Annotated in this window: 12 protein-coding genes; 8 read left to right on the forward strand and 4 right to left on the reverse strand. The window is 45.6% G+C overall.

The features are described 5' to 3' along the window. Nucleotides 1–17 precede the first annotated feature (17 nt). The 6 genes from prpC to L1D15_RS11760 all read left to right on the forward strand — a co-directional run bounded on the left by prpC (nucleotide 18) and on the right by L1D15_RS11760 (nucleotide 8,998). The gene (gene prpC, locus L1D15_RS11735; protein WP_239875757.1) at nucleotides 18–1,160 is read left to right on the forward strand and encodes a 2-methylcitrate synthase; all 1,143 of its coding nucleotides are present in this window, start codon (nucleotides 18–20) and stop codon (nucleotides 1,158–1,160) included. 80 nt (nucleotides 1,161–1,240) lie between these two features. Next, nucleotides 1,241–3,838 (forward strand): Fe/S-dependent 2-methylisocitrate dehydratase AcnD, encoded by a 2,598-nt coding sequence (acnD, locus tag L1D15_RS11740; protein ID WP_239875758.1) that lies wholly within the window; start codon nucleotides 1,241–1,243, stop codon nucleotides 3,836–3,838. A 2-nt stretch (nucleotides 3,839–3,840) separates the two neighbouring features. Then, complete coding sequence (prpF, locus tag L1D15_RS11745; RefSeq protein WP_239875759.1) at nucleotides 3,841–5,031, forward strand: 2-methylaconitate cis-trans isomerase PrpF; 1,191 nt, start codon at nucleotides 3,841–3,843, stop codon at nucleotides 5,029–5,031. A 57-nt stretch (nucleotides 5,032–5,088) separates the two neighbouring features. Then, nucleotides 5,089–6,966, forward strand: coding sequence for a propionyl-CoA synthetase (locus L1D15_RS11750; protein WP_239875760.1), 1,878 nt, complete (start codon nucleotides 5,089–5,091; stop codon nucleotides 6,964–6,966). Nucleotides 6,967–7,078: 112 nt separating this feature from the next. Beyond that, on the forward strand, nucleotides 7,079–7,555 hold the full coding sequence (locus L1D15_RS11755; protein WP_239875761.1) for a GNAT family N-acetyltransferase: 477 nt from the start codon (nucleotides 7,079–7,081) through the stop codon (nucleotides 7,553–7,555). A gap of 15 nt (nucleotides 7,556–7,570) precedes the next feature. Further along, nucleotides 7,571–8,998: a bifunctional NUDIX hydrolase/phosphatase PAP2 family protein gene (locus L1D15_RS11760; protein WP_239875762.1), complete on the forward strand. Its 1,428-nt coding sequence runs from the start codon at nucleotides 7,571–7,573 to the stop codon at nucleotides 8,996–8,998. Between the two features lie 20 nt (nucleotides 8,999–9,018). Here the strand turns inward: L1D15_RS11760 and L1D15_RS11765 are convergent, their stop codons facing one another. Continuing rightward, nucleotides 9,019–9,828: a Cof-type HAD-IIB family hydrolase gene (locus L1D15_RS11765; protein WP_239875763.1), complete on the reverse strand. Its 810-nt coding sequence runs from the start codon at nucleotides 9,826–9,828 to the stop codon at nucleotides 9,019–9,021. 175 nt (nucleotides 9,829–10,003) lie between these two features. Between L1D15_RS11765 and queE the strand changes: the two genes are divergently transcribed. Together queE and queC are read left to right on the forward strand one after the other, a co-directional pair. After that, nucleotides 10,004–10,654: a 7-carboxy-7-deazaguanine synthase QueE gene (gene queE / locus L1D15_RS11770; protein ID WP_239875873.1), complete on the forward strand. Its 651-nt coding sequence runs from the start codon at nucleotides 10,004–10,006 to the stop codon at nucleotides 10,652–10,654. Between the two features lie 10 nt (nucleotides 10,655–10,664). Next, a complete protein-coding gene (gene queC / locus L1D15_RS11775) occupies nucleotides 10,665–11,360 on the forward strand; it encodes a 7-cyano-7-deazaguanine synthase QueC (protein ID WP_239875764.1) in 696 nt (231 codons plus the stop codon). A 65-nt stretch (nucleotides 11,361–11,425) separates the two neighbouring features. Here the strand turns inward: queC and L1D15_RS11780 are convergent, their stop codons facing one another. The 3 genes from L1D15_RS11780 to L1D15_RS11790 form a co-directional block, all read right to left on the reverse strand. After that, nucleotides 11,426–11,779 (reverse strand): DUF2750 domain-containing protein, encoded by a 354-nt coding sequence (locus L1D15_RS11780; protein WP_239836449.1) that lies wholly within the window; start codon nucleotides 11,777–11,779, stop codon nucleotides 11,426–11,428. A gap of 106 nt (nucleotides 11,780–11,885) precedes the next feature. Continuing rightward, nucleotides 11,886–12,497 (reverse strand): OmpA family protein, encoded by a 612-nt coding sequence (locus tag L1D15_RS11785; RefSeq protein ID WP_239875765.1) that lies wholly within the window; start codon nucleotides 12,495–12,497, stop codon nucleotides 11,886–11,888. Nucleotide 12,498: 1 nt separating this feature from the next. Beyond that, entirely contained in the window at nucleotides 12,499–13,803 is a 1,305-nt protein-coding gene (locus L1D15_RS11790) for a TolC family outer membrane protein (protein ID WP_239875766.1), read from the reverse strand. Nucleotides 13,804–14,129: the final 326 nt, after the last annotated feature.

Below are 14,129 nucleotides of genomic sequence, written 5' to 3' on the forward strand. Positions count from 1 at the left end.
CAGAAAAGGAGTTCAACATGCCTCTATCATCGAAAAAGAATGAAGAGTTAGGTGGCGCTGGCCTACGAGGTCAAAGCGCCGGAAGCACTGCATTATGTACCGTCGGTAAAACAGGTACAGGTCTGACGTATCGTGGCTACGATATCACTGACTTGGCCAATAACGCACAGTTTGAAGAAGTAGCCCATCTACTGTTACGCGGTCACTTGCCAACACAGCAGGAGTTGGATGCATACAAAACACGTCTGATTGGTTTACGTGGCTTACCTGCTGAGCTAAAACAAGCTTTGGAACTGATTCCAGCAAGCGCTCACCCTATGGATGTGATGCGAACAGGTTGCTCAGTTCTAGGCAACCTTGAACAGGAAATGGATTTTTCTGAGCAACAAGACGCGACGGAGCGAATGTTAGCGCTATTCCCAGCAATCATTTGTTACTGGTACCGCTTCAGTCATGATGGCGTTCGAATTGATACCGAAGATCAGTCTCAAGATTGTATTGGTGGCTATTTTCTTAAAATGCTCACGGACAAAGATCCGAGTGAACTGCACAAGCAGGTTATGCATTGTTCACTGATTCTCTATGCGGAGCACGAGTTTAATGCCTCGACGTTTGCGGCTCGTGTTTGTGCCTCGACGCTATCGGATATCCATTCTTGTATTACGGCGGCAATTGGTACTTTGCGTGGTCCACTCCATGGTGGGGCAAACGAAGCTGCGATGGAAATGATCGAAAACTGGCAGACGCCTGATGAGGCAGAAACCAACATCATACAGATGCTAGCCAATAAAGACAAAATTATGGGCTTTGGCCATGCTATCTATCGTGAAAGTGACCCTCGAAATGCATTAATCAAACGTTGGTCGAAAGAGCTCTCAGATAAAGTGGGCGATACACACCTTTATGCAGTCTCTGAGCGAGTCGAATCGGTGATGAAACGTGAAAAGGGCTTGTTCTGTAACGCAGATTTCTTCCACGCTTCGGCGTACCACTTCATGGACATTCCAACCAAGCTGTTTACACCTATCTTCGTCATGAGCCGCCTGACTGGCTGGGCTGCGCACGTTTATGAGCAGCGTGCTAACAACCGCATTATTCGCCCAAGTGCGGATTACACAGGTCCTGAGCATCAGGATTGGGTTCCTATCGAAAAGAGGTAACACCCAGTTACCCAAGAGTCTCCTTACCTGCTAGTAGGGAGACTCGGATACCCGAATATTATCTGAATGGAAGCAATGATATGAGTAGTATAGTGAATTCAAAATATCGTAAGCCGCTTCCGGGATCTGATCTTGATTTTTTCGATGCCCGAGAAGCAGTCAATGATATTACGCCTGGAGCTTATGAGACGCTCCCTTACACGTCGAGAGTTCTTGCAGAACAATTAGTGCGACGATGTGATCCTGAGTCTCTAACGGCCTCTCTTAAACAACTGATTGATCGCAAACGCGATTTAGATTTTCCTTGGTACCCAGCACGCGTGGTTTGTCACGATATTTTGGGACAAACCGCTTTGGTTGATTTAGCTGGTTTACGTGATGCAATTGCAGACCAAGGAGGTGACCCTGCCAAAGTGAATCCTGTAGTGGAAACCCAACTGATCGTCGACCACTCTCTAGCGGTGGAGCATGCGGGCTTTGAATCTGATGCGTTCGAGAAAAACCGCGCGATTGAAGAGCGTCGGAATGAAGACCGTTTTCATTTTATCGAGTGGTGTAAAACGGCATTCGAAAACGTCAGCGTTATTCCTGCAGGTAACGGCATTATGCATCAGATTAATCTGGAAAAAATGTCACCTGTAGTGCAAGCCAAGCAAGGTATTGCTTACCCAGATACCTGTGTTGGAACTGACAGCCATACCCCGCATGTAGACGCTTTAGGTGTTATTGCCATTGGTGTTGGTGGGCTTGAAGCTGAAACCGTTATGTTAGGCCGACCATCAATGATGCGCCTACCGGATATTGTGGGGGTTAAGCTCACTGGTAAACGCCAACCGGGTATTACGGCAACGGATATCGTTCTGGCTATCACTGAGTTCCTGCGAAATGAGCGTGTTGTCTCATCGTACCTTGAGTTCTTCGGTGAAGGTGCTAGGGACCTGACAATTGGTGATCGCGCAACCATCTCCAACATGACGCCTGAATATGGTGCAACGGCAGGCATGTTCTACATTGATGAACAAACGCTCACTTACCTAAAATTGACGGGGCGAGATGAAAAGCAAGTTGAACTAGTTGAGAGCTACGCCAAGCAAACAGGCCTTTGGGCTGATGATTTAGATACGGCGCAATACGAACGTGTGCTTGAGTTTGATTTGTCTGCAGTGACACGCAATATGGCCGGCCCTTCGAATCCACATCGCCGCTTACCAACGTCAGAGTTAGCTTCACAAGGTATTGCAGGCCAGTGGCAAGAGAGTGAAGGTCAATTGCCCGATGGTGCGGTAATTATTGCAGCGATCACTTCCTGTACCAACACCAGCAATCCAAGAAACGTTGTCGCTGCCGGTTTGGTTGCCAAGAAAGCCAACCAATTAGGTCTTGTGCGTAAGCCATGGGTGAAGTCGTCTTTCGCTCCGGGGTCAAAAGTTGCTAAGTTGTATCTTGAAGAAGCAGGTTTGCTTGAAGAGATGGAAAAACTTGGCTTTGGCATCGTCGCGTATGCGTGTACGACATGTAACGGGATGAGTGGGGCGTTAGACCCTGAGATTCAGCAAGAAATCATTGACCGAGATTTATATTCGACGGCTGTACTCTCTGGTAACCGCAACTTCGATGGGCGTATCCATCCTTACGCGAAACAAGCATTTTTGGCGTCACCGCCCTTGGTCGTTGCTTATGCGTTGGCAGGGACGATTCGCTTCGATATCGAGCGAGATCCTCTGGGTACAGACTCTGAGGGCAAGCCTATCTACCTCAATGACCTCTGGCCAACTGACGAAGAAATTGACGCGGTAGTGGGTAAGTACGTTAGACCTGAGCAGTTTAATCAAGTTTATATTCAAATGTTTAAGCTTGATGATGAACAAAGCAACAGCAATCCTTTGTATGACTGGCGGCCTCAAAGTACATACATTCGCAGACCTCCATATTGGGAAGGTGCATTGGCGGGTGAAAGAACACTGTCTGCAATGAGGCCTCTAGCAATACTTGGTGACAATATTACAACCGATCATTTGTCTCCCTCTAACGCTATTCTTGCATCCAGCGCTGCAGGTGAGTACCTAGCGAAAATGGGAGTTCCTGAAGAAGACTTCAACTCCTACGCGACTCACCGAGGAGATCACCTTACCGCGCAGCGTGCGACCTTTGCGAATCCTAAGTTATTTAACGAAATGGTGAGAGACGAAGGCGAAGTTGTTCAGGGGTCTCTGGCTCGTATTGAGCCTGAAGGAAAGGTCACGCGTATGTGGGAAGCTATCGAAACCTACATGAACCGAAAACAACCCCTTATTGTTGTTGCAGGAGCCGATTATGGTCAGGGCTCATCTCGTGACTGGGCGGCAAAAGGCGTTCGCTTGGCAGGCGTCGAAGCTATTGTTGCCGAAGGTTTTGAGCGTATCCACAGGACCAATCTCGTTGGAATGGGCGTGCTACCTTTGCAGTTTAAAGAGGGAGTCAACCGTAAATCATTAATGCTTGATGGCACAGAACTTTATGATGTCGTCGGAGATATTAAACCGGGTACGGATCTCGCCTTGGTGATTACTCGTAAAAATGGCGAAAAACTCGACGTTTCGGTTACTTGCCGCCTTGATACCGCCGACGAAGTCTCTGTTTACAACGCGGGTGGTGTATTGCAACGCTTCGCTCAAGATTTTCTGCTCAGTAAGGAGTGATTATGAATAACATTAGACCGAGCCAGATAAAATTCGCTGCGACCTATATGCGAGGCGGTACGAGTAAAGGTGTGTTCTTTAATCTATCTGATTTACCCGAGGTGGCGCAAAAACCGGGAAAGGCCCGAGACGCGTTGTTGCTAAGAGTCATTGGTAGCCCAGATCCCTATGCCAAACAAATCGACGGTATGGGAGGGGCGACTTCGAGTACAAGCAAAACCGTTATTGTTTCACCGAGCAGTCAGCCAGAGCACGATGTAGATTACCTATTTGGGCAAGTTTCCATTGATAAGCCTTTTGTTGATTGGAGCGGAAATTGCGGAAACCTATCGGCAGCGGTTGGCCCATTCGCGATTCATGCTGGGCTAATCCCTGCAGAGCGTATCCCGGAAAATGGTGTGGTTGCTGTGAGAGTGTGGCAGGCCAATATTGGAAAAACGATTGTCATCCACGTGCCTATCCGCAACGGGCTTGTTCAAGAAACTGGAGACTTTGAGCTAGACGGGGTGACTTTTCCTTCTGCTGAAATTCAAGTCGACTTCATGCGCCCTGCTGCGGGTGATGGAAGTATGTTTCCAACGGGGAATTTAGTCGATGATCTTGAAGTACCTGAGGTTGGAACATTTAACGCCACCTTAATTAATGCTGGTATCCCAACGATTTTTATTGATGCCGACGCCCTTGGTTACTCTGGCACTGAGCTTCAACAAGATATCAATAGTGATGAGTTGGCATTAACGCGATTTGAAAAAATACGAGCTTACGGCGCACTAAAAATGGGGCTTATCGATAAGGTCGAAGAAGCTGAATCTCGCCAACACACCCCTAAGGTGGCTTTTGTCAGTAAAGCGAAGAGCTATCAAGCCTCAAGCGGAAAACAGGTTGATGAAAATGACGTAGATCTGCTGGTGAGAGCTTTATCTATGGGCCAATTACATCACGCGATGATGGGAACGGCCGCAGTCGCCATTGCGTCAGCTTCTTGTGTGCCGGGAACATTAGTCAATTTAGCCGCTGGAGGCGGTGAGAAGCATTCAGTGACTTTTGGGCATCCGTCCGGAACGCTAAAAGTAGGCGCTAGAGCCACTCAGTCAAACCAAGGCTGGGTAGTAGAAAAAGCCGTAATGAGCCGAAGCGCTCGTATTTTGATGGAGGGCTTTGTGCGTGTTCCCTCCAATGTCTTTGAAGAATAAATTTCGTCGGTAACAAACCCGATGTAAGTAATGTCAGGACATACTGGAGGAAGCATTATGTCTGCATATCAGAAAGAATACCTTTGGGCACAGGAAAACCCACAGCAATTTTGGAAAGCGCAAGCCGAGCAATTGGACTGGTTTGAGCAACCAAAGACCATTTTGCAAAAGGATGAGAACGGTATTGAACGTTGGTTCCCTGATGGTGTGCTTAACACTTGTTGGCTGGCACTCGATTACCACTGTGAACAAGGAAGAGGGGAGACAACAGCTTTGATCTATGACTCTCCTGTCACCGGTAGCAAGCAAAAGTACACATACAAAGAGCTTAGAGATCAGGTCGCTAAGATCGCAGGGATGTTAGCAGAGCAAGGGGTGGAGAAAGGCGATCGAGTTGTTATCTACATGCCAATGATTCCAGAAGCCGCAATGGCGATGTTGGCATGTGCACGATTAGGGGCCATTCACTCGGTGGTATTTGGGGGCTTTGCCCCAAACGAGCTTGCGGTACGGATAGAAGATGCTGAGCCAAAAGTTATCATGACAGCGTCTTGTGGTATCGAGATCAATAAAGTCATCTCTTATAAACCTATGGTTGATAAAGCAGTGATGGATAGCCGTTGGAAACCAGAAAAGGTTTTGGTATTACAACGCCCACAGTGTGAGGCTGAATTAAGTCAGGCGCGAGACGTGGATTGGATGCAAGCGTATAACAATGCTTTACCTCACGCGTGCGTACCGGTTCTGGCCACTGACCCTCTCTATATTCTTTACACCTCAGGAACAACCGGAAAACCGAAAGGAGTCGTGCGTGACAACGGAGGTCACGCTGTCGCGATGAAGTACTCAATGAGTGCCATTTATAACGTTCCTCAGGATGGTGTTTATTGGGCGGCTTCTGATGTGGGCTGGGTAGTCGGGCATTCTTATATCGTCTATGCGCCGCTGATTCATGGTTGTACGACTATCTTGTTTGAAGGCAAGCCAGTGAGAACGCCAAACCCAGGCGCCTTTTGGCGCGTGTGTGAAGAGTACAAGGTCGATGTATTGTTCTCCGCGCCAACTGCTTTCCGTGCCATCAAGAAAGAAGACCCAGATGGTGAGTACCTCAAGCAATATGACCTGTCGAATCTAAAAACCATCTTTATGGCGGGGGAACGTTTAGACCCTCCAACCTTGGAGTGGGTAGAAAGTAAAACCGTCAAACCGGTTGTAGACCATTGGTGGCAAACGGAGACAGGTTGGGCAATTGCGGGTAACCCAACGGGGATTGAGTTGATGCCTGTTAAAGCAGGTTCAGCGACTAAACCCATCCCCGGTTATCAGGTTGAAATATTGGATGAGCTAGGTGAGCCTGTCGCGCCGAATAAACAAGGTTTTGTTGCGTTGAAACGCCCATTGCCACCTAGCTGTTTGCCTACGGTATGGCGTAACCATGACCGATTTGAGTCGGGATATTTGAGCCAGTTTCCAGGCTATTATGTGTCAGGTGATGGTGGTTACCTAGACGAAGACGGCTACTTGTTTATTATGGGCCGTATCGATGATGTGATTAATGTCGCTGGACACCGATTGTCGACCGGCGAAATGGAAGAAATTGTTGGCGGCCATCCTGCAATTGCTGAGTGTGCGGTTGTTGGTGTCCATGATGATTTGAAAGGGCAGCTACCATTAGGATTTGTGGTGCTAAAAGACGGTGTCAAAGTCGATGACTTACAGCTTGAAGGTGAGCTCGTGGGCAAGGTACGCGATGAAATAGGTGCAGTTGCCTGCTTTAAGCATGCGCTGGTCGTTGAGCGTTTACCGAAAACTCGCTCTGGTAAAATCCTTCGCAAGACTATTCGACAAATAGCCGATGGGGAGAAATACACAGTTCCTTCAACCATTGACGATCCAACAAGTTTGGAAGAAATCCAAAAAGTGCTCGAATCATAGTTGAGACGGCGTCCCATAATCACGAATTAGCTCCTTTTTAAAGGGGCTTTTTTGTTGATAATTTTTCACATTCGACTCACACTGTGCCTTTATTTGTGACGCGAAAATAATTATGCACAAAGTAGAAATCAGGGTGGCTCAAGCGCGGGATTTAGAGCGGCTTAATGATCTGATGTTCAGATTGCATGATGAGCACCATAACCAATGCTCGGAGCATTTCAAGGCGGCTGAGGAAATTGAGCAGGAAAAAAGCATCGCTCGATACCTAGATGATCCAGAATGCATTGTGCTTGTTGCGTCTAGTCAGCAACAGGTTGTGGGATTTGTATCCGGTCACTTTTGTGAATTGATTTCTAGTGTCAGTAAACCCGTGCAAATGGGCAGTGTTGATGAACTTTATGTATTGCCTGAATGTCGTAAGTTGGGCATTGCCAAACAGCTTTGTGAGTCGATAGAACAACGTTTTGACGACTACGGAGTGAAACAGATATTTGTTGAAGTATGGAACTTCAATCGCGTTGCATTGAATTTTTATAAAGAAGTCGGATTCGAACATCATATCCATTGGCTGCGTAAACCAGTGGGTTAAATCAAGAAGTAGTCAATGATCATTTTTAAGCAATTGGAACGAGTGTTCCTATTCTTTGCTCTCGCTTTTTTTTCATCATTAGTGTTGGCAGAGCAAAAGCAGCCTGAAATTGAAGGCGCAGCTTGCGTCATTAGGGCTGACAATAAGTTGGTTCTAGTCAACGAAATTTTGACGGGCAAATCCTGGTTACCCGCGGGTAATGTCAAACATGGTGAAAAGCCTGAATTGGCAGCACAAAGGGAAACTTGGGAAGAAACAGGGCTTGTTGTTTCTATCAACAAAGTGCTGGGGCAGAGAAACAATACCATTTATTATGATTGTATTTCGGACTCCGAAATTGTCGCTTTCCATATCGATAATTCATTGGATGCTCACCAACTCCCAATTTGGTTTGCACCACATTACGGCGTTGAAATAGCCTCTGCGATGCTCATATCGCCAGAAATGATCAATGCGCAAGAGTATCGCTTTCCTGAACAGCTTAAACGTATTGCAGGCTACTTTGAACAGGCCACACCGCAAACGGTTCGGTATGTTGATAATTTAGTCGAAGCTGCGCCGATAATAAATCAAATTGAGCTTGGATGGCTGAACGAGTTTCACTTGCTGCTGGACATGTTGCCAACGCAGGCTGAAGAGATAATCGAAGAGTTGTTTAAGTTGAGCCTTCAGCTTAATCACCCCATTATCCTATTGATGCTCTTTCCATACTTGTACTGGCGATTTGGAAAAGAGTTTAGTTATAAGGTGTTCTTCGCTATAACGAGTACATCTTTGATCGTGTTACTTGCTAAGCAAGGTTTCCAGCTCCCGCCGCCGCAAGTATATTTGGCAAGTCGTGCGTTACCCCAGTTTGCTGGCTATAGCTTACCGAGTCTGCCTTTCGCTGTTTGGATGTGCGTTGTAACCTTATTACTGAATAAAATGAGAGAAAACAGGCCTGATCATCTTGCTGTTACAAGCATCGCTCTTATTTTGTGGCTTGCTGTGGCGAGTTTTTACACAGGCACGCATTTCATTGTTGATATGTTTGGCGGTTTACTCATTGGCGGGTTGTGCGCATGGCACCTAATTCGTCTAGATAACAAACCCGATGTCGATTTGATGGCATTGATACAATCTAAGGCGCTTTGGGCTGTATTGATTGCAGCGGGAGTGGTGATGGTCTCTGTATGGCCAATCCCTGTGTTCAGTATCTGGCTTGGCATTATGGTTACGACGCTAGGTATTATCTATACATCGGATGCGAGTGATAAAATGATCACGTCTGAATTTATTATCCCGCTCACCATTTTAATGGTCGCAATCTATTGGTTGTTTGAGTTCAGTGAAGTGTTTGTTGCGAGAAGTAGTGTCTTGTCGTTTGGGTTAGATGCGATTCGTTACCCAGTGCTCATGATTCTGTTTGTGGTCAGTGTTAGGAAATTTGCAAAAGCTGCCTAATGGCAGCTTTTATTAACGCATTACGAATTCAATACATATTGTTCGATCACTAAAGCCACGCCATCGTTATCATTACTTGCGGTAATATGGTCGGCAATAGCTTTGGTTTGATCCATTGCATTTTCCATCGCGACTCCAAGCCCTGCATAGCGAATCATATGGTGATCGTTTTCCGCGTCCCCCATACAAATAACTTCGTCAGCGTGGATACCAAGGTAGTCTGCAATCGCTTTAACACCCACGCCCTTATTACTCTCAAGGTTGAGAAACTCTAGAAAGAACGGGGCGCTTTGCACTATCGTGAATTCCTGATGGAGTATATCTGGAATGGCTTTCGCCGCTTTTGTTAGTTTTGATGGTTCACCGACGATCATGGCTTTGATGATAGGGTGCTCATCCTCCAATGAATCGAATGCCATTTCCGTAATCGGCACTTGGTTAATATCGGACTCCAAGGTAGTAAATTCGTTATTTTTAGGCGTAATTAAGCCGAGTTCAGTACTGAATGCATGGCAGTACAATCCTAACTCTTTAGCGAGCTTCGCCACTTGTTTCGCACGTAGACCATCAATGTAGGCTTGATGAATCACTTCTCCAGTGCCAATTTCTTTCACAGTACTTCCGTTGTAAAAAACAACAAATTCATTGTGTCCGTCTATGCCAAGTTCTGTCAGTTTCTCTTGCATACCCGCAAGAGGTCGGCCTGAAGCAAGAACGATTTTGACTCCCTGAGCTCGCGCTTTATCTATGGCGGTTTTTGTTCTTTCTGAAATGGATTTGTCGCTGGTTAGCAAAGTGCCATCCATATCCAAAGCAATCAGCTTGTACATATACTTACCTAAAATTTTTAAAGTTATCACTAGCAAAAGAAGCAGATTAAATGAGTCAAATAGAATGATCAATTTCTGATTTAGTTGACCTACGCATTGCAGTCATTTATGGTCTCGTTCCTGCTAAATATTGATGATGAGTTAGGCTGAGACAAAGTTGTACAAATTAAACGAAATGTTCGAAACCATTCAGGGTGAAGGCGTCTTTACTGGCGTTCCTTCGGTGTTTGTTCGTCTGCAGATATGTCCGGTAGGATGTGCTTGGTGCGATACTAAACAAACCTGGGATGCGACACCTCAAGACGAACGCCCGTTAGTGGAAGTACTCACGAAAACGGAAGACTCGCCAACATGGTGTAGTGTCTCTGGAGGTGACATTATTGAGCAGTATCGTCAACAAGGTTATCAGGCTAAGAATATTGTTATTACTGGCGGCGAGCCATGCATTTACGATTTGCGTCCGCTGACAGAAGCATTCGAAGCGATTGGATGTCGTTGCCAAATTGAAACCAGTGGTACATCACCAGTTTTAGCAAGTGAAAATACTTGGGTGACAGTGTCACCAAAAGTAGCAATGAAAGGTAAACTGCCAGTGTTGGACAGTGCTTTACTCCGAGCAAATGAGATTAAGCATCCAGTGGCAACTGATAAAGATATTGAGCAACTCGATGCTTTGATTGAGCGCGCAGGCGTGCCTGAAAGCACGACTATTGCCCTACAGCCTATCAGCCAGAAACCACGCGCCACTCAGCTATGTATTGATACTTGTATTGCGCGTAACTGGAGACTCTCTATCCAGACACATAAGTATCTAAGTATTGCGTAAGGGAAACGAAATGAAAAAAGCGGTAGTAGTATTTAGTGGTGGTCAAGATTCCACTACATGTCTCGTGCAGGCACTTAAGGATTTTGATGAAGTGCATGCGATCACTTTCGATTACGGTCAGCGACATAAACTCGAAATCGAAGTGGCTCAAGACCTTGCAAAAGAGCTAGGCGTTAAAGCGCATAAAGTGATGGATGTGGGCTTGCTGAACGAACTTGCCATTAGCTCATTGACTCGTGATGACATTCCGGTCTCACATGAGCTGCAGGAAAATGGCCTCCCTAACTCATTCGTCCCTGGCCGTAACATTCTTTTTCTGACTCTAGCGGGCATTTACGCGTATCAAATTGGTGCTCAGGCTGTGATTACTGGTGTGTGTGAGACGGACTTCTCTGGCTATCCTGATTGTCGCAATGACTTCGTTAAAGCGATGAACAGTGCCTTAGTGCAAGGTATGGCTCGTAATCTAGACATTGTTACGCCGCTGATGTGGTTAAACAAGGCGGAGACTTGGGCCCTAGCTGACCAATACGATGCACTGCAGTTGGTGAGAGAGAAAACACTGACCTGTTACAACGGCATTATTGGTGATGGCTGCGGTGATTGCCCAGCCTGTGATTTAAGAAAAGCGGGCTTGAATGATTACATCGACAATCGAGAAGCCGTTATGGCCTCATTAGTCAGTAAGCAAAGCAGTGAAGCGTAGCGTTTCTCTAAGATAGCCAAAACAAAAACGCCCTCAAATGAGGGCGTTTTTCTAATCAGGAATGATTAATCTAGATACATTTTCGCAAGATCAGAAGGTTCGATTTCTTTCCCTTCCAGCTGTGCATTCCAGTTTGTACCCACAAGAACACCATCTTCCGCAAGTGTTAGCAGCCAGTCTTCAACGAAAATGTCTAGCGGGATTTCCAATACTTCAAAGTCTGCCCATTCTTCAACATTGTGTGCTTGCGCATCCTCTTTAGAAGACCAAAAGGGCATGACTTCGCTGTTTTCAAATTCAGTTGAGTCACAAGACAGCCAGCCTTCTTCATTGCGTAAGCCCCAAACCAAGCTATTTGTTTTGGTTTCAGCTACAAAAAGTTCAAGGTTAGCCTGGATATCAGCAGTTAATTTGCTCATAGGTTTTATCTCATAAGTAGAATCGCGGATAGGGTACCACTGTTGCTATGAAAGCTAAATAAAAATGGGCACATTGAGTGCCCATTCGATGTAAATGAAAAATTAACTAGCGAGATTTCTTAGTGAAAATCGTCCATTCTTTTTTGAAGTTACCTTTGTGTCCAATCACTGTCGCGACCACCTTCCGGTTTTTAGCGTGAGTAATTTCATCATTACCGCTGTCGTCTAGGTTGGTGTCTCCAAAACCGACGATCTTAATTCTTTGATGGCTCACGCCATTATTAATCAGAGCGGACTCCACTTCCTCAGCGCGCTCTTTGGAAAGCTCCATATTGTGGTTATGGTTACCAACTTTGCTGGCATACCCTTGTAATTCAATAGACGTTGAAGGGTACACTTTCAAAAAATCTGCCATTTCTCGGATTTGAGTTAAGAACACTGGCTGAATATCGCTTGAGTCATTGGCAAATAAAATGTGAAGGTTTAACTCCTCTTCAGACTTTACGTATGTACCGCAACCTTCATTGTCGATATCTGCACCCAGAGGCGTTTCTGGGCAGAGATCTCGTGCATTAATAACTCCATCCTTGTCATCATCATAGAGATCCGATACTTGGTTCGCTATTGGCGTCTCGCGGTAACTGTAAACATCTTCAGCGTAAGTAGTGGCAGAAAATGTCAGAGCGATGATAGCTGTAGAAATAATCGACTTTTTCATATTAGTACTCAACCACTTTGTTCCAATCTTCAGGCGTGTCAACACGAAGTGCTGTTAGCAATCCACCCGTAGCATTCATAACCCGGTACTTGGCATACTGCTCATCGTATTTGGCGTCTAGGTAATCTTTACGTGCTTCGAACAGCTCGTTTTCAGTGTTGAGGAGGTCGAGAAGAGTGCGCTTGCCAAGCTTGTATTGTTTTTCGTAAGCAATAACAGTATCGGATGCCGAGTCTACGTGGTCAGCAAGAAATTCTTTTTGCTGTAGAGTTAGGTCAAGAGCACTCCAAGACAAACGCAGGCCTTCTTCAAGGCTACGGAATGTACGGTCACGAAAATCTTTCGCTTTATTCAACTGATACGCTGCACTTTCGGTACGATCAGAATCAGAGCCTCCATTATACAAGTTATAGCGCATACGCAGCATGGCAGAAGATTCGTTGCTACTACCTTGTATACCTCCAGCATCATCACGCCATATTTGGTTTGCCTCAATAGAGAGAGTTGGGTAGTTGACACCTTTTGACTGTTGATATTGAAAACGAGCTGAATCTACGTCCGCTTGTGCAATCTTAACTACTGGGTGATTCTTAACTGCAATATCAAGGGCTTCATCGATAGAGAATGGAATGGCATTTTCGTCTGCTCTAGGGAAAATAAGCCCTTGTGGTGCCTGGCCGACAATTCTTTTGAACTGAGTGTGGACGTCATAAAGGTTATTTTGCGCAGCCAGTAGATTACCATGAGCTTTCGCTAAGCGGGCCTCCACTTGTGATAGGTCTGCGGTTGAACCTATTCCTGATTCGACCCGTTTCTTGATATCACTGTAAATCTCTTTATGAACCGCTAAATTGCTTTCTGAAAGCGCTAGCACTTCGTGAGCTTTGGTCGCATCGAGGTAAATCTTTGTTACTTCGAGAGCGATGTCTTGAGAATCGGCGAGTAGTTGGAATCGAACGGATTCAGCGTCAGCTGCGGTTCTATCCATGTCGTTCAACGTGGCAGAGCCATCCCATATAAGCTGTGTAAGGCTTAATGTTGCTTCTTTACGAGTCAGTTCATCTTCTGTTCCCGATGCTAAGTCGACTTGTTCATAGCCAATGCCTGCATCGAGATCGATCGATGGTAAATAAGCACCTGATGATGCTTCGGCATCGTAAAGTTTGCTCATGTACTCATTATAAGAGGCTTTAACGTTTGGGTTATTAGCAATTGTAAGGGCGACAGCTTGTTCTAAGGTTTGGCTTTGTACTGGGAAAGCGAACGCGGTAGCGATGCTCAACAGTTTAATCCGATTCCATTTCACTATGGGGGCTCCTCGGGTACATCTTGTGCGAAGAATATTACTCAATTGTTCGATCTCATTTTTGAGAATCTTCCATCTGTGACATCAATAAAGTAACACTATCCAACTATGAAGACTAACATCATTATAAGAAACTGAGATGGTAATTCGTTAATAAAATGCTGCTTGGTTAGTGTACATACTCAAACTCAACACAAAGATAAAATTGCCGGTGAAGACCAAAAAATAGTGATATTAGTTCAAATAATGACCATATTGATATGTATTACATTTCATATTTGATGTCCGTATTATAAACAAAAATGGTTTTGTTTCGAAAGTCGCCA

It is taken from the genome of Vibrio sp. Isolate25 (genome assembly GCF_022398025.1).
Taxonomy (GTDB): Bacteria; Pseudomonadota; Gammaproteobacteria; order Enterobacterales; family Vibrionaceae; genus Vibrio; species Vibrio coralliilyticus_A.